Origin of the sequence: Streptomyces sp. NBC_01546 (assembly GCF_045208355.1) — a bacterium.
Taxonomy (GTDB): Bacteria; Actinomycetota; Actinomycetes; order Streptomycetales; family Streptomycetaceae; genus Streptomyces.
The window spans coordinates 3,574,479-3,597,821 of record NZ_CP109379.1 but is presented as its reverse complement, the minus strand read 5'-3'; the positions used below and the strand labels follow the sequence as shown (position 1 = coordinate 3,597,821).

The window sequence follows — 23,343 nt, the reverse complement described above, 5'->3', positions numbered from 1 at the left end:
GTCCCGGCCGCCCATGCTCTGTCCCCTCCACGGGGCCGGTACGGACCCCACCCGCCTCGTGGGCCGCACGCTCAGCAGAGTCGTCGCGTCCTGGCACATCAGCGACGGTGAGCGCTCCGAGGCTCCCCTCGACGTCTGGCTGATCGACAGCGTGGGCGACTCCATCCGGATCACCACCGGGTCCGACCAGTGCCTCATCGTCGAGTCCGCCGCGCCGCACGAGCCGTACGACATGGGGGAGTGGGGCCGCATCGAGGTCGGCGAGGACCTCGGCGACCACCCCTTCCTGCGGCACGTCGGCGAGACGGTCGCCTCGGTCGCCGAGTTCGCCCTGCCCGAACGGGGCCGCACCCACCTGGAGATCGGCTTCCAGAACGGGCACCGGGTGCGGGCCGACTGCTACGAGGGGGACCTGCGGCTCACCCGGTGAGCCAGTGGCCGATCCCGGCGAGCAGCTTCTCCTGTACCTCGGCCGGCGCGGCCGAACCGCGCACCGACTGGCGGGCCAGCTCGGCGAGCTCCGCGTCGGTGAAGCCGTGGTGGCGGCGGGCGATCTCGTACTGGGCGGCGAGCCGGGATCCGAACAGCAGCGGGTCGTCCGCACCGAGCGCCATCGGCACCCCGGCCTCGAAGAGGGTGCGCAGCGGGACGTCCTCGGGCCGCTCGTAGACCCCTAGGGCGACGTTGGAGGCCGGGCAGACCTCGCAGGTGATCTGCCGGTCGGCGAGCCGCTTCAGCAGCCGGGGGTCCTCGGCGGCCCGTACGCCGTGCCCGATGCGGGAGGCGTGCAGATCGTCGAGGCAGTCGCGGACCGAGGACGGGCCGGTGAGCTCGCCGCCGTGCGGGGCCGCGAGGAGGCCGCCCTCGCGGGCGATGGCGAAGGCCCGGTCGAAGTCGCGGGCCATGCCGCGGCGCTCGTCGTTGGACAGGCCGAAGCCGACGATGCCGCGGTCGGCGTAGCGGACGGCGAGGCGGGCCAGGGTCCGGGCGTCGAGGGGGTGCTTCATGCGGTTGGCGGCGATCAGGACGCGCATCCCGAGGCCGGTCTCGCGGGAGGCGGTGTCCACGGCGTCGAGGATGATCTCGACGGCCGGGATCATCCCGCCGAGCAGCGGCGCGTACGAGGTGGGATCGACCTGGATCTCCAGCCAGCCGCTGCCGTCGCGCACGTCCTCCTCTGCGGCCTCGCGGACCAGGCGGCGGATGTCGTCGGGCTCGCGCAGGCAGGAGCGGGCGGCGTCGTAGAGCCGCTGGAAGCGGAACCAGCCGCGCTCGTCGGTGGCGCGCAGCTTGGGTGGCTCCCCGGCCGTGAGCGCGTCCGGGAGGCGCACGCCGTACTTGTCGGCGAGCTCCAGGAGGGTCGATGGTCGCATCGACCCGGTGAAGTGCAGGTGGAGGTGGGCTTTCGGCAGAAGCGTGAGATCGCGTACGTGCTCCATTGGGTGATCCTGCCGTACCGCTGCGCCGGGCGGGAGGGGGTTTTACCGATCGGGGGCTTGCTCGAACGCCCGAGCGGCGCCACCCCGGCTCGGGGTGGCGCCGCTCGGTTCGTCTCAGGCCTTGGCTTCGGCCAGCAGCTTCTGGACGCGGGAGACGCCCTCGACCAGGTCCTCGTCGCCCAGGGCGTAGGACAGTCGCAGGTAGCCCGGGGTGCCGAAGGCCTCGCCGGGGACGACCGCGACCTCGACCTCGTCCAGGATCAGGGCGGCGAGCTCGACGGAGGTCTGCGGGCGCTTGCCGCGGATCTCCTTGCCGAGGAGCGCCTTGACCGAGGGGTACACGTAGAACGCGCCCTCGGGGGTCGGGCAGACGACGCCGTCGATCTCGTTCAGCATCCGCACGATCGTCTGGCGGCGGCGGTCGAAGGCGGTGCGCATCTCGTGGACCGCGTCCAGGTTGCCGGAGACGGCGGCCAGCGCCGCGACCTGGGCCACGTTGGAGACGTTGGAGGTGGCGTGCGACTGCAGGTTGGTCGCGGCCTTGACCACGTCCTTGGGGCCGATGATCCAGCCCACCCGCCAGCCGGTCATCGCGTACGTCTTCGCGACGCCGTTGACGACGATGCACTTGTCGGCGAGCTCGGGGACGATCGCCGGGAGCGAGACGAACTTCGCGTCGCCGTAGACCAGGTGCTCGTAGATCTCGTCGGTCAGGACCCACAGGCCCTTCTCGGCGGCCCAGCGGCCGATCGCCTCGGCGTCGGCCTCGCTGTAGACGGCGCCCGTCGGGTTGGACGGGGAGACGAAGAGGACGACCTTGGTGCGCTCGGTGCGCGCGGCCTCCAGCTGCTCGACGGAGACCCGGTAGCCGGTGGTCTCGTCGGCGACGACCTCGACCGGGACACCGCCGGCGAGACGGATGGACTCCGGGTAGGTGGTCCAGTACGGAGCCGGGACGATGACCTCGTCGCCCGGGTCCAGGATCGCGGCGAAGGCGTTGTAGATCGCCTGCTTGCCGCCGTTGGTCACCAGGACCTGCGCCGGGTCGACCTCGTAGCCGGAGTCGCGCAGGGTCTTCGCGGCGATCGCGGCCTTGAGCTCGGGCAGACCGCCGGCCGGCGTGTAGCGGTGGTACTTGGGGTTGCGGCAGGCCTCGACAGCGGCCTCGACGATGTAGTCCGGGGTCGGGAAGTCGGGCTCGCCCGCGCCGAAACCGATGACCGGGCGCCCGGCGGCCTTGAGGGCCTTGGCCTTGGCGTCCACGGCGAGGGTGGCGGACTCGGAAATGGCGCCGATACGGGCGGACACCCGGCGCTCGGAAGAAGGCGTTGCAGAGGTCATGCGAGCAATCGTCCCAGACGGCAAAGAGCTGCCGCACAACGTTTCAGTTACCGGACCACGGGATGCCGCGTCGGGTTCTGTTCGACGTCAGGGCGCGGTTCACGTACACTCACCTGTCGTTGGCCCTCGCCAAACGCCCCAGAGCGTGAGCACTCCGTGCACTCGCCCGGATGCGGTAGGTTGGGGGACGCAAAGGGTCGTAGCTCAATTGGTAGAGCACTGGTCTCCAAAACCAGCGGTTGGGGGTTCGAGTCCCTCCGGCCCTGCTCCACACTCCTTCTCGGATGTGTGTGCGCAGGTACGTACTTCGATGCAACGCCGTGCGGCGCAACCGGGCGCGGTACGGCCACGACCCGGATTCAGGTGAGAGACGTGACGGACGCCCTGGGCTCCATCGACATGCCTGACGCCGAGGACGAGACTCGCGAGAAGAAGGCCCGCAAGGGCGGTAAGCGCGGCAAGAAGGGTCCTCTGGGCCGGCTCGCGCTGTTCTACCGTCAGATCGTCGCGGAACTCCGCAAGGTTGTATGGCCCACTCGCAACCAGCTCACGACGTACACCACCGTGGTGATTGTCTTCGTGGTCATCATGATCGGTCTGGTGACCGTGATTGACTATGGGTTCCAGGAAGCCATCAAGTTCGTCTTCGGCTGATCCCCGCGGAGGGCGGCGCCTTGATGGGTGCCGCCCGTTTTCGCATGTTCCACCACCTTTTGTATCCAGGAAGAAGCAGCCACCGTGTCTGACCCGAACCTGAACGCGAGCCACGACTCCGTCGAGTCCGTCGAGGACCAGCTCGACATCGTCGAGGCTGCAGACGCCGTGGACCCCGATGAGGCCGAGCACGCCGACGCCAAGGCGGGAGTCGCCGCCGAAGAGGCCGCGCTGCACGTCGAGGACGAGAGCGCTGGTGACGCCGAGATCGAGGACGACGCCGAGGTCGAGGCGGCTGCCGACGACGTTGAGGCCGCCGAGGCCGAGGTCGAGACCGCCGACGAAGAGGCCGCCGAGGCCGAGCCCGCCGAGCCGGTCGACCCCGTCCAGGCCCTGCGCGACGAGCTGCGCCTCCTGCCCGGCGAGTGGTACGTGATCCACACCTACGCCGGCTACGAGAAGCGCGTGAAGGCCAACCTGGAGCAGCGCGCCGTCTCGCTGAACGTCGAGGAGTTCATCTACCAGGCCGAGGTGCCCGAGGAAGAGATCGTCCAGATCAAGAACGGCGAGCGCAAGAACGTCCGGCAGAACAAGCTGCCCGGTTACGTTCTCGTCCGCATGGATCTGACGAACGAGTCCTGGGGCGTCGTCCGCAACACGCCTGGCGTCACCGGCTTCGTCGGCAACGCGTACGACCCGTACCCGCTGACCCTGGACGAGATCGTCAAGATGCTCGCCCCGGAGGCGCAGGAGAAGGCCGCCAAGGCCGCCGCGGAAGAGGCCGGCCTGCCGGCGCCCGCCGTCAAGCGCACGATCGAGGTGCTCGACTTCGAGGTCGGCGACTCGGTCACCGTCACCGACGGTCCGTTCGCCACGCTCCAGGCGACGATCAACGAGATCAACCCGGACTCGAAGAAGGTCAAGGGCCTCGTCGAGATCTTCGGCCGCGAGACCCCGGTCGAGCTCAGCTTCGACCAGATCCAGAAGAACTGATCTTCTGAACGACAGCTTCCGGACAGGTCAGATCGCCCCGTGAAGGGCGGTCTGACCTGCTCGGTTTTTAGCCCCGCTCCGATACCCGTTATTGTGGTGCGGTATGCCTCCATCCGGATGACCGGATCGGCGGCGAAAAACTCTCACTAGGACCCGGAGAGAGCAATGCCTCCCAAGAAGAAGAAGGTCACGGGGCTTATCAAGCTCCAGATCAAGGCCGGCGCGGCCAACCCGGCTCCGCCGGTCGGCCCCGCGCTCGGTCAGCACGGCGTCAACATCATGGAGTTCTGCAAGGCCTACAACGCCGCGACCGAGTCGCAGCGTGGCATGGTCGTGCCGGTGGAGATCACGGTCTACGACGACCGCTCCTTCACCTTCATCACCAAGACTCCGCCGGCCGCGCGCCTGATCCTCAAGGCCGCGGGCATCGAGAAGGGCTCCGGCGAGCCGCACAAGACCAAGGTCGCCAAGCTCACCGGCGCCCAGGTCCGCGAGATCGCCGAGCTGAAGATGCCCGACCTGAACGCCAACGACGTCGATGCCGCGATGAAGATCATCGCTGGCACCGCGCGCTCGATGGGCGTCACGGTCGAAGGCTGATCCAGCCACCCCAGTACCACCAGTGGTAGGGCCAAGCGCTGGTCCGCACCACGACTCCATGCCTGAAGCCGAAATACAGGAGCAGAAGTGAAGCGCAGCAAGACTCTCCGCGCTGCGGACGCCAAGGTCGACCGGGAGAAGCTGTACGCCCCGCTCGAGGCCGTCCGTCTCGCCAAGGAGACCTCCGCGACCAAGTTCGACAGCACCGTCGAGGTCGCCTTCCGCCTGGGTGTCGACCCGCGCAAGGCCGACCAGATGGTCCGTGGCACCGTGAACCTCCCGCACGGCACCGGCAAGACCGCCCGGGTCCTGGTCTTCGCGACCGGTGACCGTGCTGCGGCCGCGGAAGCCGCCGGCGCCGACATCGTCGGCGATGACGAGCTGATCAACGAGATCGCCAAGGGCAACCGCCTGAACGAGTTCGACGCCGTTGTGGCCACCCCGGACCTCATGGGCAAGGTCGGCCGCCTCGGCCGCGTGCTCGGTCCCCGTGGCCTCATGCCGAACCCGAAGACCGGCACCGTCACGATGGACGTCGCCAAGGCTGTCACCGAGATCAAGGGTGGCAAGATCGAGTTCCGCGTCGACAAGCACTCGAACCTGCACTTCATCATCGGCAAGGTCTCCTTCTCCGATGAGCAGCTGGTCGAGAACTACGGCGCGGCCCTGGACGAGATCCTTCGTCTGAAGCCGTCCGCCGCGAAGGGCCGCTACATCAAGAAGGCCGCCCTGAGCACCACGATGGGTCCCGGCATCCTGCTGGACCAGAACCGCACCCGGAACCTCCTCGTCGAGGAAGACCCGGCTGCTGTCTGAGCCTGACGGCTCACTGAGTGGCTGAACGGGCCCCTCGCCCCCCTTGACCGGGGTGGCGAGGGGCCCGTTTTCCGTGTTTGGGGTCACATATCCCTCGATGCGCCCCATAAGGACGCGCCACACCCCGGCGGCGGAACGTAAGGTCGGCCTGAATCAGCGATCACTCAAGGGGTGGGGACCTCCATGTCCGTGTACCGGAAGAAGACCGTCGGCGCCGCGCTGGCCGCCGTACTGCTCGTGGGAGGCGCCACCGCCTGCGAGAACGGCACCAAGGAATCCACCGGCAAGGCCGCCGCCAGTGCCTCCGCGGAGCCGGCCGCGCCGGTGGCCGGCGGTTCGGCCACCGAGGCGCTCACCGCGGCCTACAAGAAGACCTCGGCGGCGAAGTCGGCCAAGTTCCGCATGACGATGACGATGCCCGCGTCGCTCGGCGCCGGCGGCACCGTGGAGATGACGGGCATCCAGGGCTGGGACCCGACCGTCATGGACGTCACCACGAAGGGCGCGCTCACCCCGGGTGGCAGCGTCGACTCCATACGCATGATCATGACGAACAACGTCATGTTCATGGAGATCCCGGGCGGCTCCGCCATGTCCGCGGGCATGGAGGGCAAGCGCTGGATGAAGATCGACCTCAATGCCGCGGCGGCGGCCTCGGGGGACGCCGAGGCGCTGAAGAAGCTCGGCGGCATGGGCGGCGTGGAGCAGAGCCAGGACCCGGCCAAGCAGCTCGCGCTGCTGCTCACCTCGCCGAACGTGAAGCACCTCGGGGCCGAGAAGGTCGAGGGCACGGACACCGAGCACTACAAGGGCACGCTGAGCTTCGACGAGATGCTCGCGGCGAACGAGTCCTCCAAGGCGCTGACCGAGGCCGAGCGCAAGAAGCTCGTCGACGCCATGAAGACGGCCGGCATCAAGGGCTACGACATGGACGTCTGGGTCAACAAGGACGGCTACCCGGTCCACATGAAGGTCGGCATGGGCATGCCCCAGGGGACCATGAACATGGACGCCTACTACTCGGACTACGGCTCGGCGGCCACCGTGCAGACCCCGCCGGAGAACGAGACCCTCGACCTCTTCGCGATGCTCCAGGAACTGGGCAAGGCCGGCGCCGGCGCCTGACCGTCCCGCGCGCATTCGGCAGTAACCGTTTTGGCAACACAAAGATCATTCATGGGGGAGAACCAGATGAACAAGGCTGTCCGGACCCGGGCCGGCATCGCGATGGCGGGGGCCGCGCTGCTCGTGGGCGGTCTCACGGCCTGCGGGGGCGACAAGGCCGGCGCGGGTGACAAGGCCAAGGCGGACGGGGGCAAGGCCGCGGAAGCCAAGGCGCAGACGCCCGTGGACGCGGTGAAGGCGTCGTACCTGAAGACGGTGGCGGCCAAGTTCGCCAAGGCCGAACTCTCCACCGTCGGGAGCGACGGCAAGACGAGCGGCCAGTCCGGCACGAAGGGCTGGTACCCGTCCAGCCACGACGTGACGCTGAAGGGCGAGGAGCCCGACTCACGCTCGGTCATGATCGGCGACATCGTCTACACCCAGATGGACAAGCCCCTCGAGGGCAAGACCTGGATGAAGATGAACCTGGCCAAGGACGGGAAGCCGGGCATCCGGCTGAACGAGGACCCGGCCGAGTACCTCGCGATGCTGCTGGGCCAGACCAAGCTCACGCTCGTCGGGGCCGAGCAGACCGACGGCGTCGACGCCCAGCACTACAAGGGCAGCCTCACCAACGCGGACCTGCTGGCGGCGGACGAGTCCACCAAGGTCATGGAGGAGAAGAACCGCCAGTACCTGCACGATTCCGTGAAGCACATCACGGCCTTCGAGGTGGACCTCTGGATCGGCAAGGACGGCTACCCCGTACGCGTCGACTCCGTGAGCACGGACGGTAAGGGCACGTCCAAGACCACGGCGAAGTTCTCCGCCTTCGGCACGGCCACCCCGGTCACCGCACCGCCCGCCGACCAGGTCGTCGACTTCGACGACGTGATGAAGGGCGTCGACGAAAAGCTCAAGGAGACCGACCAGAAGCTGAAGGAGGCCGACCAGACGCTGAGGGACGCCGGGCTGGGCGGTCTCGGCGGCAGTGGCTCCTGAGGCGATTTGCCTCGACTGGACCCCTTCACGTACGCTTCCCGAGAAGCCAAAGACCGCTGGTCGTTGCCGTGCCCGCAAGGGTTCGGTGGCCGAAGGATCCGCTGAGTGCGGACGTCCTGCGCAGGTGTTCGTGGAGAAGCTCCCGGAGTGATTCGGTAGAGCTTACGCCCCGTGCGCTTGCGCCGGGGCGTTTCGTTTTGTTCAGCCCCTTCTGAGCGGTCCTCATCACCCGGAAGGAGGCCGACGCTCTATGGCAAGGCCCGACAAGGCTGCCGCGGTAGCCGAGCTCACGGACCAGTTCCAGAGCTCGAACGCCGCCGTGCTGACCGAGTACCGGGGTCTCACCGTCGCGCAGCTCAAGACGCTGCGTCGTTCGCTCGGTGAGAACGCCCAGTACGCCGTGGTGAAGAACACGCTGACCAAGATTGCGGCCAACCAGGCCGGGATCACCGCGCTGGACGAGCACTTCGCTGGTCCGACCGCGGTCGCCTTCATCACCGGTGACCCGGTGGAGTCGGCGAAGAGCCTGCGTGACTTCGCCAAGGAGAACCCCAACCTCATCATCAAGGCGGGTGTCCTTGATGGTAAGGCGCTCACCGCCGATGAGATCAAGAAGCTTGCGGACCTCGAGTCCCGCGAGGTTCTGCTCAGCAAGCTGGCCGGCGCGTTCAAGGGCAAGCAGTCTCAGGCTGCCTCGCTCTTCCAGGCGCTGCCGTCGAAGTTCGTCCGCACCGCGGAAGCGCTTCGCGTCAAGCTCGCCGAGCAGGGCGGTGCCGAGTAATTCGGCTCGCGCACTGATCCACGCCGCCTAGTGCGTGGGTCGTAGCGGGCCGTTACGCCCGCCTCTATATACATCCGGCACCTGCCGAATTAGTGGAAGGATCGCCCATCATGGCGAAGCTCTCTCAGGACGACCTCCTCGCCCAGTTCGAGGAGATGACCCTCATCGAGCTCTCTGAGTTCGTGAAGGCGTTCGAGGACAAGTTCGACGTCACCGCCGCCGCGGCCGTCGCCGCTGCCCCGGTCGGTGGCGCTGCCGCCCCCGAGGCCGCTGAGGAGCAGGACGAGTTCGACGTCATCCTCACCGGTGCCGGCGACAAGAAGATCCAGGTCATCAAGGTCGTGCGCGAGCTGACCTCCCTGGGCCTCAAGGAGGCCAAGGACCTCGTGGACGGCGCCCCGAAGCCCGTCCTCGAGAAGGTCACCAAGGAGGCCGCCGAGAAGGCTGCCGAGTCCCTCAAGGGCGCCGGTGCGGCCGTCGAGGTCAAGTAACACCTCTGGGGCCCTCTAGGGCCCCAACCAAGGGCGATCACCCGTAAGGGTGGTCGCCCTTTGGCGTACCCGCAGTGCCTGACTTGCCCTGGTCTCGTTGGGGAGTAGGGTGATCTTCGTTGCCCCGCAGCTGGGTCCGAAGATGATCCGCACGGAGCAGGGGGCCTTGACGAACGGGACTCGGCGCGCAATTCTCAGTCCCGTCGCCAGCTCGAACCAGCTCGACCAGCTCGATCCGAGAACCGAGGCATGGATCGGCTACGAAGAGGGCAGTACTGATACGCGCTCTGTGTGCGAGGGACGCGACGACGTTGGACCGAGTGTTGTTGTTTTGAAGAGACGTGGGGAAGGCCTGTTGCCGGTTTCCGGAAACCTGGTCTGGACATCAGTGAGCCAAGTGGCTACACTGACCCTTTGCGCTGCCTGTTAGCTGCCCCCTGCCCGTCGCCAGGGGCATGCCCACGCTTGAGCACACTTGATTGATACGCCCTGACCTGGTCTTTTGGATCAGATCGGGAGGGTCCGTCTTCTGTGTCGGCTGGGACCGGTACGCGCGTAGTGAGTCCGAGCCCTCGGAAGGACCCCCTCTTGGCCGCCTCGCGCAACGCCTCGACCAATACGAACAACGGTGCCAGCACCGCCCCGCTGCGCATCTCCTTTGCAAAGATCAAGGAGCCCCTCGAGGTTCCGAACCTCCTGGCGCTGCAGACCGAGAGCTTTGACTGGCTGCTCGGCAATGCCGCCTGGAAGTCTCGCGTCGAGTCGGCGCTTGAGAGTGGACAGGACGTCCCCACCAAGTCCGGTCTGGAAGAGATCTTCGAGGAGATCTCGCCGATCGAGGACTTCTCCGGGTCGATGTCGCTGACCTTCCGCGACCACCGTTTCGAGCCGGCGAAGAACTCTGTCGACGAGTGCAAGGAGCGCGACTTCACGTACGCGGCTCCGCTGTTCGTCACGGCCGAGTTCACGAACAACGAGACCGGAGAGATCAAGTCTCAGACGGTCTTCATGGGCGACTTCCCGCTCATGACCAACAAGGGCACCTTCGTCATCAACGGCACCGAGCGTGTCGTCGTGTCGCAGCTTGTCCGCTCCCCTGGTGTCTACTTCGACTCCTCCATCGACAAGACGTCCGACAAGGACATCTTCTCCGCCAAGATCATCCCGTCCCGGGGTGCCTGGCTGGAGATGGAGATCGACAAGCGCGACATGGTCGGTGTCCGCATCGACCGCAAGCGCAAGCAGTCCGTCACCGTCCTCCTGAAGGCTCTCGGCTGGACCACCGAGCAGATCCTCGAGGAGTTCGGCCAGTACGAGTCCATGCGCGCCACCCTGGAGAAGGACCACACCCAGGGTCAGGACGACGCGCTGCTCGACATCTACCGCAAGCTGCGTCCGGGCGAACCGCCGACCCGCGAGGCTGCTCAGACGCTGCTCGAGAACCTCTACTTCAACCCGAAGCGCTACGACCTCGCCAAGGTCGGCCGCTACAAGGTGAACAAGAAGCTCGGCGCCGACGAGCCGCTCGACGCCGGTGTGCTCACCACCGACGACGTCATCGCGACGATCAAGTACCTGGTCAAGCTGCACGCGGGCGAGACCGAGACGGTCGGCGAGTCGGGCCGGGAGATCGTCGTCGAGACCGACGACATCGACCACTTCGGCAACCGTCGTATCCGTAACGTCGGTGAGCTGATCCAGAACCAGGTCCGTACGGGTCTCGCCCGTATGGAGCGCGTCGTGCGCGAGCGCATGACGACCCAGGACGTCGAGGCGATCACGCCGCAGACCCTGATCAACATCCGGCCGGTCGTCGCCTCCATCAAGGAGTTCTTCGGCACCAGCCAGCTGTCGCAGTTCATGGACCAGAACAACCCGCTGTCGGGTCTGACGCACAAGCGTCGTCTCAACGCCCTCGGCCCGGGTGGTCTGTCCCGTGAGCGGGCCGGCTTCGAGGTCCGTGACGTTCACCCGTCGCACTACGGCCGCATGTGCCCCATCGAGACCCCTGAAGGCCCGAACATCGGTCTGATCGGCTCGCTGGCCTCCTACGGCCGGATCAACCCGTTCGGCTTCATCGAGACCCCGTACCGCAAGGTCATCGAGGGTGTCGTCACCGACGAGGTCGACTACCTCACGGCCGACGAGGAAGACCGCTTCGTCATCGCCCAGGCCAACGCGCGCCTGAACGACGAGATGCGCTTCACGGAGAACCGCGTCCTGGTTCGCCGTCGTGGCGGCGAGATCGACTACATCGCCGGCGACGACGTCGACTACATGGACGTCTCCCCGCGCCAGATGGTGTCCGTCGCGACCGCGATGATCCCCTTCCTCGAGCACGACGACGCCAACCGTGCCCTCATGGGCGCGAACATGATGCGCCAGGCCGTTCCGCTCATCAAGGCGGAGGCCCCGCTCGTCGGCACCGGCATGGAGTACCGCTGTGCGGTCGACGCCGGTGACTCGATCCGTGCGGAGAAGGACGGTGTCGTCCAGGAGGTCTCGGCCGACTACATCACCGTCGCCAACGACGACGGCACGTACACCACGTACCGCGTCTCCAAGTTCTCCCGCTCGAACCAGGGCACCTCGGTCAACCAGAAGGTCATCGTCAACGAGGGTGACCGGATCGTCGAGGACCAGGTCCTCGCCGACGGCCCGGCCACCGAAGAGGGCGAAATGGCCCTCGGCAAGAACCTGCTCGTCGCGTTCATGCCGTGGGAAGGTCACAACTACGAGGACGCGATCATCCTGTCGCAGCGCCTCGTACAGGACGACGTCCTCTCCTCGATCCACATCGAGGAGCACGAGGTCGACGCCCGTGACACCAAGCTGGGCCCCGAGGAGATCACCCGGGACATCCCGAACGTCTCCGAGGAGGTCCTCGCCGACCTCGACGAGCGCGGCATCATCCGCATCGGTGCGGACGTCGTCGCCGGCGACATCCTGGTCGGCAAGGTCACGCCCAAGGGTGAGACCGAGCTGACCCCGGAGGAGCGTCTGCTCCGCGCGATCTTCGGTGAGAAGGCCCGCGAGGTGCGTGACACCTCGCTCAAGGTTCCTCACGGTGAGATCGGCAAGGTCATCGGTGTCCGCGTCTTCGACCGCGAGGAGGGCGACGAGCTTCCTCCGGGCGTGAACCAGCTGGTCCGCGTCTACGTCGCCCAGAAGCGCAAGATCACCGACGGTGACAAGCTCGCCGGCCGCCACGGCAACAAGGGTGTCATCTCCAAGATCCTTCCGATCGAGGACATGCCCTTCCTTGAGGACGGCACGCCGGTCGACATCATCCTGAACCCGCTGGGTGTCCCGTCCCGAATGAACCCGGGACAGGTCCTGGAGATCCACCTCGGCTGGCTCGCCAGCCGCGGCTGGGACGTCTCCGGGCTCGGCGAGGAATGGGCCGAGCGGCTGAAGGTCATCGGCGCCGACAAGGTCGCGCCGGGTACCAACGTCGCCACCCCGGTGTTCGACGGTGCGCGTGAGGACGAGCTCGCGGGCCTGTTCGAGCACACCATCCCGAACCGCGACGGTGACCGCCTGGTCCTCCCGTCCGGCAAGGCGCGTCTGTTCGACGGCCGCTCCGGCGAGCCGTTCCCGGACCCGGTTTCGATCGGGTACATGTACATCCTCAAGCTCCACCACCTGGTCGACGACAAGCTCCACGCTCGGTCGACCGGTCCGTACTCGATGATCACGCAGCAGCCGCTGGGTGGTAAGGCGCAGTTCGGTGGCCAGCGCTTCGGTGAGATGGAGGTGTGGGCGCTCGAGGCTTATGGCGCCGCTTACGCCCTCCAGGAGCTGCTGACCATCAAGTCCGACGACGTCACCGGCCGCGTGAAGGTCTACGAGGCCATCGTCAAGGGCGAGAACATCCCCGAGCCGGGCATTCCCGAGTCCTTCAAGGTGCTCATCAAGGAAATGCAGTCGCTCTGCCTCAACGTGGAGGTGCTGTCCTCGGACGGCATGTCCATCGAGATGCGCGACACCGACGAGGACGTCTTCCGCGCGGCGGAGGAGCTCGGTATCGACCTGTCCCGGCGCGAGCCGAGCAGCGTCGAAGAGGTCTGACGGGCCTGACGGGGGGCTCGCTCAAGAGCCCCCCGTCATCCCCGGGACCGTTCAGACCATGATTGAGACTCGACCCCGAAAGAGGGATTGACGCACAGTGCTCGACGTCAACTTCTTCGACGAGCTGCGGATCGGCCTTGCCACCGCGGACGACATCCGAACCTGGTCCCACGGCGAGGTCAAGAAGCCGGAGACCATCAACTACCGCACGCTCAAGCCCGAGAAGGACGGACTCTTCTGCGAGAAGATCTTCGGTCCGACCCGGGACTGGGAGTGCTACTGCGGCAAGTACAAGCGTGTCCGCTTCAAGGGCATCATCTGTGAGCGTTGTGGCGTCGAGGTCACGCGCGCCAAGGTGCGCCGTGAGCGGATGGGCCACATCGAGCTTGCCGCTCCCGTCACCCACATCTGGTACTTCAAGGGCGTCCCGTCGCGCCTCGGCTACCTGCTGGACCTCGCGCCGAAGGACCTCGAGAAGGTCATCTACTTCGCCGCGTACATGATCACGTTCGTGGACGACGAGCGCCGCACCCGCGACCTCCCGTCCCTGGAGGCGCACGTCTCCGTCGAGCGCCAGCAGATCGAGAACCGACGCGACTCGGACCTCGAAGGCCGCGCCAAGAAGCTCGAGACCGACCTGGCCGAGCTCGAGGCCGAGGGCGCCAAGGCCGACGTACGCCGCAAGGTGCGCGAAGGTGCCGAGCGCGAGATGAAGCAGCTCCGTGACCGCGCCCAGCGCGAGATCGACCGCCTCGACGAGGTGTGGGCCCGCTTCAAGAACCTCAAGGTCCAGGACCTCGAGGGCGACGAGCTGCTCTACCGCGAGCTGCGTGACCGCTTCGGCACGTACTTCGACGGCTGCATGGGCGCCGCCGCGCTGCAGAAGCGCCTGGAGTCCTTCGACCTCGAGGAGGAGGCCGAGCGCCTCCGCGAGATCATCCGTACCGGCAAGGGCCAGAAGAAGACCCGTGCGCTCAAGCGCCTCAAGGTCGTCTCCGCGTTCCTGCAGACCAGCAACAAGCCCAAGGGCATGGTTCTGGACTGCGTGCCGGTGATCCCGCCGGACCTGCGTCCGATGGTGCAGCTGGACGGTGGCCGCTTCGCGACCTCCGACCTGAACGACCTGTACCGCCGCGTGATCAACCGCAACAACCGTCTGAAGCGTCTTCTGGACCTCGGTGCTCCCGAGATCATCGTGAACAACGAGAAGCGCATGCTTCAGGAGGCCGTGGACGCCCTCTTCGACAACGGTCGTCGTGGTCGTCCGGTGACCGGTCCCGGTAACCGTCCCCTGAAGTCCCTCAGCGACATGCTGAAGGGCAAGCAGGGTCGATTCCGTCAGAACCTTCTCGGCAAGCGCGTGGACTACTCCGCGCGTTCCGTGATCGTCGTCGGTCCCCAGCTGAAGCTGCACCAGTGCGGTCTGCCCAAGGCCATGGCGCTGGAGCTCTTCAAGCCGTTCGTGATGAAGCGCCTGGTCGACCTGAACCACGCGCAGAACATCAAGTCGGCGAAGCGCATGGTCGAGCGCGGCCGCACGGTCGTCTACGACGTGCTCGAAGAGGTCATCGCCGAGCACCCGGTTCTGCTGAACCGTGCGCCCACGCTGCACCGCCTCGGCATCCAGGCCTTCGAGCCCCAGCTGGTCGAAGGCAAGGCCATCCAGATCCACCCGCTCGTCTGCACCGCGTTCAACGCGGACTTCGACGGTGACCAGATGGCCGTGCACCTGCCGCTCTCCGCGGAGGCGCAGGCCGAGGCCCGCATCCTGATGCTGTCCTCGAACAACATCCTCAAGCCGGCCGACGGCCGTCCGGTCACGATGCCGACCCAGGACATGGTCCTCGGTCTGTTCTTCCTGACCACCGACGGTGAGCTCCGTGACGTCAAGGGCGAGGGCCGCGCGTTCGGCTCCACCGCCGAGGCGACCATGGCGTTCGACAACAGCGAGCTCGCGCTCCAGTCGTCCGTCGACATCCGCTTCCCGGTGGGCACCATCCCGCCGCGTGGCTGGGTGCCGCCGGTCGCCGAGGAAGGCGAGCAGGAGTTCCAGCCGGGCGACAGCTTCCGGCTGCGCACCACCCTGGGCCGCGCGCTCTTCAACGAGCTGCTGCCCGAGGACTACCCGTTCGTCGACTACTCGGTGGGCAAGAAGCAGCTCTCCGAGATCGTCAACGACCTGGCGGAGCGCTACCCCAAGGTCATCGTGGCGGCGACGCTCGACAACCTGAAGGCGGCCGGCTTCCACTGGGCGACCCGTTCGGGCGTCACCGTGGCCATCTCCGACGTCGTCGTGCCCGAGGCCAAGAAGGCCATCGTCGCGGGCTACGAGGCGCTGGACGAGAAGGTCCAGAAGCAGTACGAGCGCGGTCTGATCACCAAGGACGAGCGCACGCAGGAGCTCATCGCGATCTGGACCAAGGCGACCAACGAGGTTGCCGAGGCGATGAACGCGAACTTCCCCAAGACGAACCCCATCTTCATGATGGTTGACTCGGGTGCCCGAGGAAACATGATGCAGATGCGACAGATCGCCGGTATGCGTGGTCTGGTGTCGAACGCGAAGAACGAGACCATCCCGCGTCCGATCAAGGCGTCCTTCCGTGAGGGCCTCACCGTTCTGGAGTACTTCATCTCCACGCACGGTGCCCGTAAGGGTCTGGCGGACACCGCCCTGCGTACCGCCGACTCGGGTTACCTGACCCGTCGTCTGGTGGACGTCTCGCAGGACGTGATCATCCGCGAGGAGGACTGCGGCACCGAGCGCGGCCTGAAGCTGAAGATCGCCGTTCGCGGCGAGGACGGCGTGCTGCGCAAGGCCGACGACGTCGAGACCTCGATCTACGCCCGCATGCTGGCCGAGGACGTCGTCATCGACGGCAAGGTCATCGCGCCGGCCAACGTCGACCTCGGTGACGTGCTCATCGACGCCCTGGTCGCCAACGGCGTCGAGGAGGTCAAGACCCGCTCGGTCCTGACCTGTGAGTCCGCGGTCGGCACCTGTGCCTTCTGCTACGGACGCTCGCTCGCCACCGGCAAGCTGGTCGACATCGGTGAGGCGGTCGGCATCATCGCCGCCCAGTCCATCGGTGAGCCCGGTACCCAGCTGACGATGCGTACCTTCCACACCGGTGGTGTGGCCGGTGACGACATCACGCAGGGTCTGCCGCGTGTCGTCGAGCTCTTCGAGGCCCGTACCCCGAAGGGTGTCGCCCCGATCTCCGAGGCCGCCGGCCGCGTGCGGATCGAGGAGACCGAGAAGACGAAGAAGATCGTCATCGTTCCGGACGACGGCAGCGACGAGACGGCCTTCCCGATCTCGAAGCGCGCCAAGGTCATCGTGTCCGAGGGTGACCACGTCGAGGTGGGCCAGAAGCTCACCATGGGTGCCACCAACCCGCACGACGTGCTGCGCATCCTCGGCCAGCGTGCCGTCCAGGTCCACCTGGTCGGCGAAGTCCAGAAGGTCTACAACTCGCAGGGCGTGTCGATCCACGACAAGCACATCGAGATCATCATCCGGCAGATGCTGCGCCGTGTGACGATCATCGAGTCCGGCGACGCGGAGCTCCTGCCGGGCGAGCTGGTCGAGCGGTCGAAGTTCGAGACCGAGAACCGTCGTGTGGTCACCGAGGGCGGTCACCCCGCCTCCGGCCGTCCGCAGCTGATGGGTATCACCAAGGCCTCGCTCGCCACCGAGTCGTGGCTGTCGGCGGCGTCCTTCCAGGAGACGACCAGGGTTCTGACGGACGCGGCGATCAACGCCAAGTCCGACTCCCTGATCGGCCTCAAGGAGAACGTCATCATCGGTAAGCTCATCCCGGCCGGTACGGGTCTCGCCCGCTACCGCAACATCCGGGTGGAGCCCACCGAGGAGGCCAAGGCCGCGATGTACTCGGCCGTCGGCTACGACGACATCGACTACTCGCCCTTCGGCACCGGCTCCGGCCAGGCTGTCCCGCTGGAGGACTACGACTACGGCCCGTACAACGGCTGAGTCGGACCAGAGCAGTAACCGCAGGGCGGTCACCCGAGAGGGTGGCCGCCCTGCGGCGTTTCTACCGGGTCGGCGTCAGGTACGGCTGGAGGTGGTGCAGCCGGGTCCGGTGGTCGGGGTGGGTGGAGAGCAGCCGGTCGAGGGTGCCGGGCTCGGTGAACGGCTTCCCCGTCCGGACGAGGGCCGCGTGCTTCTCCTGCTCCTCCTGGGCCATCACCCCGTGCAGCATCTGCGCGAGCACCGGCGCGAAGCCGAGTACGGCGGCGTGCTCGTCGGCCCGCAGCTCGGCGCGCCGGCCCACCGCGGCCGTCAGGTAGGGCATCACGAGCAGCAGCAGCGGGAGCCCGTAGGTGGCGGTGATCGTCACGAGGGTGAACAGGCCGACGAAGATGATCACGAATCCGGTGGCCAGGTAGGAGAAGAAGCTGGTGAACCGGATGACGAACACGGTCACGGCCCGGATGACCTGCCAGGCGATCCGCCCGGGCAGGGAGTACCACCAGCCCAGCAGCCCGGACCAGGCGTGGCCGCCGGTGTGGTGGCCGAGCTCGTGGGCGAGTACGGCGGCGAGCTGGGACTTCGGCAGGTTCTCCAGGGCGTACCGGGTGACGCCGACGATGTGTCCGGCGGCCGCGTAGGCGTTGAGGTGGTCGCTGTCCTCGATCCACAGCTCGTAGCGGCCGCCGTCGACGCCGGCGCGGGCTGTGACCTCGCGCCACACGGGGGTGAGGGCGGCGAGCTCGTGGGGGAGCGGCCGCTGCAGACGCAGCAGGTGACGGGCGAAGAAGTCCTCGCTGGGCCGGTGGAAGACGAGGGCACCGCTGGCGGCCCAGAGCAGGGTGGGCAGCCAGTAGGGCAGGCCGGTCAGGACTTCCAGGAGGGTGGCGACGAGCAGGACCACCATCAGGCTCATCAGGAACCCGGGGACGTGCAGGGCGAGCTGGCCGAAGGCGGTGGCGTCGGCGCTGCGCTGCTGGGCCTTGATGTGGACGCGGGTGCCCGGGGCGATCTGGTACTCCAGGTCGTCCAGGGGAGCCGGGGCGGGTAACGGGGCCGGGGGCGGAGCCGGCTGGTACGCGGGGTACGCGGGCGGCCGGGGCTGCTGCCGGGGCTGCGGGTACGCCGCCGGGTAGGCCGGGGGCGGTGGGCTCTGCGGGTACTGGGGGGCCTGGGGGTAAGGCGGCTGCTGCTGCGGGGGCTGTGGGTACTCGGGTGGCTGGTTCACGGTGATCCTTCGTTGTTTTCGGGGACGTCAGCCGATGAGCAGGGCGGCGGGGATCAGTACTGCGGCGGTGCAGAAGGCCAACAGGCCGGCCCTGATCCACTGGTGTTTGCGGGCGGCGATCCGGCTGTTCTCGGCGAGCGCGGCCATGAGCGAGGCCCGGGGATCACGGTCGGTGTCGGCGAGCGCCTCGGCGAGACGGCCCTGGCGGACCGCCGAGTGGATGTCACCGAAGTACGAGAGCGGGGTGCCCGGATGCCACTCGGCCGCGCGGTACCGGGGCAGCACCGCCAGCAGCAGGGCGGGCAGCGCCAGGGCCAGGGCGGTGGTCCCCGCCCACCAGACGGCCGTGCCCGGGGTGGAGAGGGAGTCCGGCCGCCAGCCCTTCCCGGCGAGCAGGGCGCTGATCACCCCGGCGGTCATCCCGAGGGCGCCGACCAGCACCGAGGCCTTGCTGTCGGCCCGGGCTATCTCGCCGCGCAGGTCGGCGAGCAGCCGGGTGGCGGCCTCGCCGCCGGTCGGGGTCGGGGTCGCGGACGGGGTCGGGGGCGCGGTCACGGCTGCGGCCTCCCGTCGTCGGTCCCGGTCCCGGCCTGCTTCTCGGGGACCGGGGGCGGCTGCACGGGAGCGGTCCCGTACCCGGGCGGGGGCTCCCACTGGGAGAAGGTCGGGGGCGGTCCGTACTGCCCGGGCGGGGCTGCGGGCGGCTGCGCCGGCGGCGGTCCGGGAGGCGGTCCCTGGGGCGGCGCCGGCAGCGGTCCCTGGGGTGCGATCTGGCCCGGGTACTGCGGCGGGGCCGGCGGGGCCGGTTCGTGCGGGACGCCCGGGAGGCGCTGGTTCAGGATGTCGTTCATGGCCCGCAGCGCCAGCTGCTTGGGTCCCTGCAACTCGTGCCGCTCGGCCCCGCCGTCGCTGAGTACCTGGCTGACCAGGCTCATCTGGTCCCGGATCATCTGGAGCTGGTCCTCGCGCATGGTCCGCATGACGAGGGCCGAGTCCTCGGGGTGCTGGGCCAGGTGCAGGGCCCACCCGTGCACCCCGCCCTGCTCCAGGTGCCACTGGTAGAAGGCGATCTTCTCGGCCTCGACGCGCTGGAGCTCCGCCTGCTGGCGGCTGAGCTCCACGCGCTGCTGGTGCTCCCACTGCTGCTGCTGGAGGGCGAGCTGGTGCTGCTGGCCGCCGTAGGCCAGCGCCCGCCCCGTCGTGAGCTCGTCCTGCCGGCGGGCCCGCTGGTCGAGCTGGACGTCGTACCGCATGCCGAGTTCCTCGGTGAGGATCTGCTCGGCGGTGCCGTGCTGGATGGCCTGCATGCGCAGCTGGTGGTCGATGTTCTCCTGGTCGCGGCGCAGCCGGACGGTCCAGGAGGTGTGCAGCCCGCAGTCCCGGCCGAGCGGGCCGGCCTCGGGCAGCGCCCGCAGCAGTTCCCCCTCGGCCTGCGCGCTCTCGGCGATGGCGAAGCGCCGGGCGACCGGACGCGCGGTCTGTTCCAGCTCGCCGAGCAGCAGCCGGGGCACGTCGCGGTGGCCGCTCGCCACGAACAGCGCGGGATCCGCCACCCGCCAGCTGAGCTCCACGACCACCACGAACTGGTGGGCGTCGTTGTCGCTGGGGAGTTCGATGTCCGCGCGGACGTGGTGGACTCCCATGTCGACCTCGTACACCGCCGTGTAGCCGCGGGTGGAGCCGGGCCGGTGCGGCGGCAGGAAGGCGACGTACCCGCCCTTGGTGGTCGAGAAGACCAGGGCGTGGTCGATGCGGGTCTGCAGCTTGCGGAACACCTCGAACCGCCCGAGCTGCTGGACGGTGATCACCGGGTCGATCAGCTGGGTGTGCCGGTCGGCGGGCTGTTCCCAGTCCGGATGGCGGCGGGGATCGGACATCGCGCGGCTTCTCCTCGGTTCGGTTCGGTTCAGTGGGTCGGCAGTACGGTCAGCAGGCGCTGGGAGACGGCGGGTAGCACCCCGTGGTTCCCGAAGGTCAGCAGGTGGAGCAGCCGGTTGCGCTCGTCGGTGCGGGTGACGAGGGCGGGCAGCAGGGCGGCGAGCGCCCATTCGGTGTCGCGGTCGCGGTCGGCGGCCTCCACCCAGCCGTGCAGCAGGTCGAGGGCGGCCTGGTTGCCGGCGCGGTCGAGGGCGCCCCGCCACAGGGCGGCGATGCCGCGGGCGGACTCGGGCCTGGTCGCGGCGGCGCGGGCGTACCAGTCGAGGATCAGCGGGCGGCCGTGGGGCGCGTCGTCCTCGGTGTGCCGGCAGGCGCGCAGGAAGCCGTCGAGCGTGACGTGCACGGCGACCAGGTCGTCGTCGCGCGTGCGCAGCAGTTCGTCGAGGACCTCGTCCTGCGCGTCGGAGAGGAGCAGCAACTCGACGGACTGGGCGACTTCGGCCTGCGAGTCCGGGTCCTTGTCGAGCGTGCGGCTGACGGCGCGCAGTGCTTCCACGGTTTCCGCCGGCCGCTCGTGGCCGATCAGCCCGTGGACGCGGATCGCGGCCCAGCGCAGGCGCAGGTGGCTGGTGTCGTCGGCGCACCAGCGGTCGATGATCCGCGGGATGTTCGGGGTGCCGATGATGTGCGCGAGGGCGAGGGCGTTGACGGCGCCGATCCGCAGCCACGGGCGGTCGGACAGAGCCCAGTCCTCGATGACGAGGGCCATCGCGGAGGGCAGGTCGTGGAGGGCGAGCACGGCGGCGGTGGACGCTGCCCGGGTGCGCACGAAGGACCGCCCGTCGGCGGCGAGCAGCCGCAGCCAGCCCACCAGCGCGGGGCGGGCGGACGGGTGGCCGGTCCACACCTCGCGGAGCAGGACCGCCGCGAGGCGGTCGTCCTGGAAGGCGGCCATCGACTGGGTGACCGGGCCCCACTCGGTCTGCTCCTCCTTCGGGTAGCGGATGGCGCGGGCCAGCTGGAGGCGCTTGGCGGGGTTGGTGCCGAAGACGGGGACGGCCGCGGGCAGAGCCGGGTCCTCGGTGCGCTGGAGGAGGCCGAACAGGAGGTCGCTGAGTTCGGCGGTGAGGGCGTAAGGCCCTTTGTGGAAGGCGGCGAGGGCGACGAGGAAGGCCTTCTCCCGCAGGTGGAGGGTCCCGTCCGCGTCCTCGAACCACTCCTGGATCTGCTGTTCCAGGGCCCCCTGGGAGAAGGTCTCGATCTCCGAGGCGTCGGCTCCGTGGAGGGAGTGCCGTTCCAGCAGGACGGCGAACCGTGCGGCCTCGCGGAGCTGGTGGTGCCGGCTCAGGAAGTCGGTGACGGGGGGCAGCGCCAGCAGCCTCCGTAACTCCGCCTCGTCGTCCACCAGGGCGCGCAGCGAGGAGCGCAGGACGGCAGCGGTGCCGGGAGGCTGCCAGGGGCGGCCTGCGATGCCCTCCAGATGTGTGTGCGGACCGGCGGTGATCACCAGGAAGCTCTGGTCGTCGAGCTTGTCCCGGGCGGCCAGCAGGTGCGTGTCGCGCAGCGGCTGGTCCCGCGCGGTGATCGGGTCGCACAGTACGTACCCGCGCGCCTCCCCGGTGCCGAGCCGCTCGGCCAGGTTCTCGGGTGACGTGCTCCGGTCCAGCTGGTGGACCGAAGCGGCGCCCAGGTGCCTCAGCAGCATGAACGCGGCGGTACGCCGGCCCGTGAAACGGGGGCCGGTGAGGACCAGGACGCGCTCCTTGCGGAGTCGTTCCAGCAGGTCCCGGAAGTTGCTGCCGTCCTCGACGAACACCTGGTCGAGGCGGCGGAGGGTGGCTCCCGGGACCTCGCCGGAGGTGTGCCCGGCGCCGCCGACCGTCACGTGGTTCACGGTGACGCCGCCGTGGAAGGTGCCGCCGCTGATGCCGTGGTTGACGCCGCCGAAGACCCCGCCGCCGACGCCGGCGCGCATGGCGTCCGGGATGCCGCGGAACAGGTCCCGCCGCGCGTCGTAGGCGCTCTGGGGCTGCGCGTCCTCCGCGGCCGGCGGCTCGGTCGCCGGCTCCGGCTGGTCCGCGCCCTCGGCCGGTGCCTCCGCGGCCGGCGTGCTCATCGGCGGTCACCGCCGCCCAGCCGGATGTCGCCGTGGAAGGTGCCGCCGGCGATGCCGTGGTTGACGCCGCCGAACTGCCCGCCGTTGATCACGTTCGCCGACCGGGTGGCCGCAGCGGCCCCGGTCCCGGCGCCGGAGTCCCCCTCAGGCTCCGGCGCCGGGCCCCCCGTCGGCAGTGGTCCGTACAGCCACGCGCCCAGCGGGCCGTTCTTGCTGGGCATGGTGACCGGGCTGAATTCCTCGGCCGGGATGCCGGTGTGGTGGTGCCGCACGATGCCCGCGTAGACCGGCTCCGAGACGCAGAGCGCGTAGTCGTCCGTACGCTCGCGCAGGGCCTGCTTCAACGGTTCGCCGTCCAGCAGGCGGCAGGCGTGGTTGAGGTCCGAGCCCACCCAGCCGTCGAACTCGTCGACGGCGACGTACCCGGTCGCGAGGACGGCCCGCAGCCGGATCTGCGCCGAGGCCGCCGCCAGCCGGTTCACGGCGCGGAGCTGGGCGGGGACCTCGGTCAGCAGGGTGCGCAGCAGCGTGGTGAGCGGGGCGTTCGGGTCGATCAGCTCCATGATCGCGTCGCCGCGGTCGGCGCGCAGTCGTAACGTCTGGTCGATGCCGGCGGCCAGCAGGGTCCGGTCGACGACGTCGTACAGCATTCGGCGGAGGAAGGCCTGCTGGACGTCGTCGCGGTCGCTGTACCGCTCGGTGTCGACCAGGAGGATCGTGCGGGGGAGTGGGTCGTTCATGATCGCCTCTCGTGGTGGATCCCGGTGGATCCCTGCTGTGACAAGAGAGTGGGGCAGGCGGGCGCGTCGGCGTGAGGGCGGATGACGCACCCGGA

General features: G+C 68.5%; 18 protein-coding genes and 1 tRNA gene. 12 read left to right on the top strand and 7 right to left on the bottom strand.

Annotated features, from left to right (window positions below):
• The first annotated feature begins 13 nt into the window (after positions 1-13).
• A complete protein-coding gene (locus tag OHA89_RS16240) occupies positions 14-430 on the top strand; it encodes a hypothetical protein (protein ID WP_266608222.1) in 417 nt (138 codons plus the stop codon).
• Here OHA89_RS16240 and OHA89_RS16235 read toward each other — a convergent pair.
• Both OHA89_RS16235 and OHA89_RS16230 read right to left on the bottom strand, forming a co-directional pair.
• Entirely contained in the window at positions 420-1,439 is a 1,020-nt protein-coding gene (locus tag OHA89_RS16235) for an adenosine deaminase (protein WP_266608220.1), read from the bottom strand. The two genes, OHA89_RS16240 and OHA89_RS16235, sit on opposite strands and share 11 nt — an antisense overlap.
• 114 nt (positions 1,440-1,553) lie before the next feature.
• Positions 1,554-2,780 (bottom strand): pyridoxal phosphate-dependent aminotransferase, encoded by a 1,227-nt coding sequence (locus OHA89_RS16230; protein WP_215144039.1) that lies wholly within the window; start codon positions 2,778-2,780, stop codon positions 1,554-1,556.
• Positions 2,781-2,973: 193 nt separating this feature from the next.
• Between OHA89_RS16230 and OHA89_RS16225 the strand changes: the two genes are divergently transcribed.
• From OHA89_RS16225 to OHA89_RS16175, 11 genes are all read left to right on the top strand, one after another.
• A tRNA-Trp gene (locus OHA89_RS16225) sits at positions 2,974-3,046 on the top strand.
• 106 nt (positions 3,047-3,152) lie between these two features.
• Positions 3,153-3,434: a preprotein translocase subunit SecE gene (secE, locus tag OHA89_RS16220; protein WP_030825982.1), complete on the top strand. Its 282-nt coding sequence runs from the start codon at positions 3,153-3,155 to the stop codon at positions 3,432-3,434.
• A gap of 84 nt (positions 3,435-3,518) precedes the next feature.
• A complete protein-coding gene (gene nusG, locus OHA89_RS16215; protein ID WP_266608215.1) occupies positions 3,519-4,427 on the top strand; it encodes a transcription termination/antitermination protein NusG in 909 nt (302 codons plus the stop codon).
• A 165-nt stretch (positions 4,428-4,592) separates the two neighbouring features.
• A complete protein-coding gene (gene rplK / locus OHA89_RS16210) occupies positions 4,593-5,027 on the top strand; it encodes a 50S ribosomal protein L11 (protein WP_008739735.1) in 435 nt (144 codons plus the stop codon).
• Between the two features lie 87 nt (positions 5,028-5,114).
• A complete protein-coding gene (gene rplA, locus OHA89_RS16205) occupies positions 5,115-5,843 on the top strand; it encodes a 50S ribosomal protein L1 (protein WP_215144035.1) in 729 nt (242 codons plus the stop codon).
• Between the two features lie 183 nt (positions 5,844-6,026).
• A complete protein-coding gene (locus tag OHA89_RS16200; protein WP_406366458.1) occupies positions 6,027-6,968 on the top strand; it encodes a hypothetical protein in 942 nt (313 codons plus the stop codon).
• A gap of 66 nt (positions 6,969-7,034) precedes the next feature.
• Positions 7,035-7,949 (top strand): hypothetical protein, encoded by a 915-nt coding sequence (locus OHA89_RS16195; protein WP_266608210.1) that lies wholly within the window; start codon positions 7,035-7,037, stop codon positions 7,947-7,949.
• Between the two features lie 250 nt (positions 7,950-8,199).
• The gene (rplJ, locus tag OHA89_RS16190) at positions 8,200-8,730 is read left to right on the top strand and encodes a 50S ribosomal protein L10 (RefSeq protein ID WP_215144029.1); all 531 of its coding nucleotides are present in this window, start codon (positions 8,200-8,202) and stop codon (positions 8,728-8,730) included.
• 110 nt (positions 8,731-8,840) lie between these two features.
• A complete protein-coding gene (gene rplL / locus OHA89_RS16185; RefSeq protein ID WP_215144028.1) occupies positions 8,841-9,221 on the top strand; it encodes a 50S ribosomal protein L7/L12 in 381 nt (126 codons plus the stop codon).
• Positions 9,222-9,809: 588 nt separating this feature from the next.
• A complete protein-coding gene (gene rpoB / locus OHA89_RS16180; RefSeq protein WP_257554823.1) occupies positions 9,810-13,292 on the top strand; it encodes a DNA-directed RNA polymerase subunit beta in 3,483 nt (1,160 codons plus the stop codon).
• Between the two features lie 97 nt (positions 13,293-13,389).
• Positions 13,390-17,289, top strand: coding sequence for a DNA-directed RNA polymerase subunit beta' (locus tag OHA89_RS16175; RefSeq protein WP_215144026.1), 3,900 nt, complete (start codon positions 13,390-13,392; stop codon positions 17,287-17,289).
• A gap of 61 nt (positions 17,290-17,350) precedes the next feature.
• Here the strand turns inward: OHA89_RS16175 and OHA89_RS16170 are convergent, their stop codons facing one another.
• The 5 genes from OHA89_RS16170 to OHA89_RS16150 are packed head-to-tail and all read right to left on the bottom strand — an operon-like array spanning position 17,351 to position 23,248.
• A complete protein-coding gene (locus tag OHA89_RS16170; RefSeq protein WP_406366456.1) occupies positions 17,351-18,514 on the bottom strand; it encodes a M48 family metalloprotease in 1,164 nt (387 codons plus the stop codon).
• A 27-nt stretch (positions 18,515-18,541) separates the two neighbouring features.
• Positions 18,542-19,069: a Pycsar system effector family protein gene (locus OHA89_RS16165; RefSeq protein ID WP_406366455.1), complete on the bottom strand. Its 528-nt coding sequence runs from the start codon at positions 19,067-19,069 to the stop codon at positions 18,542-18,544.
• Positions 19,066-20,391, bottom strand: a complete 1,326-nt coding sequence (locus tag OHA89_RS16160) for a hypothetical protein (RefSeq protein WP_406366454.1) — start codon at positions 20,389-20,391, stop codon at positions 19,066-19,068. The genes OHA89_RS16165 and OHA89_RS16160 overlap by 4 nt, the downstream gene beginning before the upstream one ends.
• A gap of 29 nt (positions 20,392-20,420) precedes the next feature.
• A complete protein-coding gene (locus OHA89_RS16155; protein WP_406366453.1) occupies positions 20,421-22,508 on the bottom strand; it encodes a hypothetical protein in 2,088 nt (695 codons plus the stop codon).
• Positions 22,505-23,248, bottom strand: a complete 744-nt coding sequence (locus tag OHA89_RS16150) for a hypothetical protein (protein WP_266608201.1) — start codon at positions 23,246-23,248, stop codon at positions 22,505-22,507. The genes OHA89_RS16155 and OHA89_RS16150 overlap by 4 nt, the downstream gene beginning before the upstream one ends.
• Positions 23,249-23,343 lie beyond the last annotated feature (95 nt).

Coding starts and splice junctions, on each gene's coding strand:
- OHA89_RS16240 (WP_266608222.1), top strand. CDS start 14: ATGCTCTGTCCCCTCCACGGGGCCGGTACGGACCCCACCCGCCTCGTG.
- OHA89_RS16235 (WP_266608220.1), bottom strand. CDS start 1,439: ATGGAGCACGTACGCGATCTCACGCTTCTGCCGAAAGCCCACCTCCAC.
- OHA89_RS16230 (WP_215144039.1), bottom strand. CDS start 2,780: ATGACCTCTGCAACGCCTTCTTCCGAGCGCCGGGTGTCCGCCCGTATC.
- rplK (WP_008739735.1), top strand. CDS start 4,593: ATGCCTCCCAAGAAGAAGAAGGTCACGGGGCTTATCAAGCTCCAGATC.
- OHA89_RS16200 (WP_406366458.1), top strand. CDS start 6,027: ATGTCCGTGTACCGGAAGAAGACCGTCGGCGCCGCGCTGGCCGCCGTA.
- OHA89_RS16195 (WP_266608210.1), top strand. CDS start 7,035: ATGAACAAGGCTGTCCGGACCCGGGCCGGCATCGCGATGGCGGGGGCC.
- rplJ (WP_215144029.1), top strand. CDS start 8,200: ATGGCAAGGCCCGACAAGGCTGCCGCGGTAGCCGAGCTCACGGACCAG.
- rplL (WP_215144028.1), top strand. CDS start 8,841: ATGGCGAAGCTCTCTCAGGACGACCTCCTCGCCCAGTTCGAGGAGATG.
- OHA89_RS16160 (WP_406366454.1), bottom strand. CDS start 20,391: ATGTCCGATCCCCGCCGCCATCCGGACTGGGAACAGCCCGCCGACCGG.
- OHA89_RS16155 (WP_406366453.1), bottom strand. CDS start 22,508: ATGAGCACGCCGGCCGCGGAGGCACCGGCCGAGGGCGCGGACCAGCCG.
- OHA89_RS16150 (WP_266608201.1), bottom strand. CDS start 23,248: ATGAACGACCCACTCCCCCGCACGATCCTCCTGGTCGACACCGAGCGG.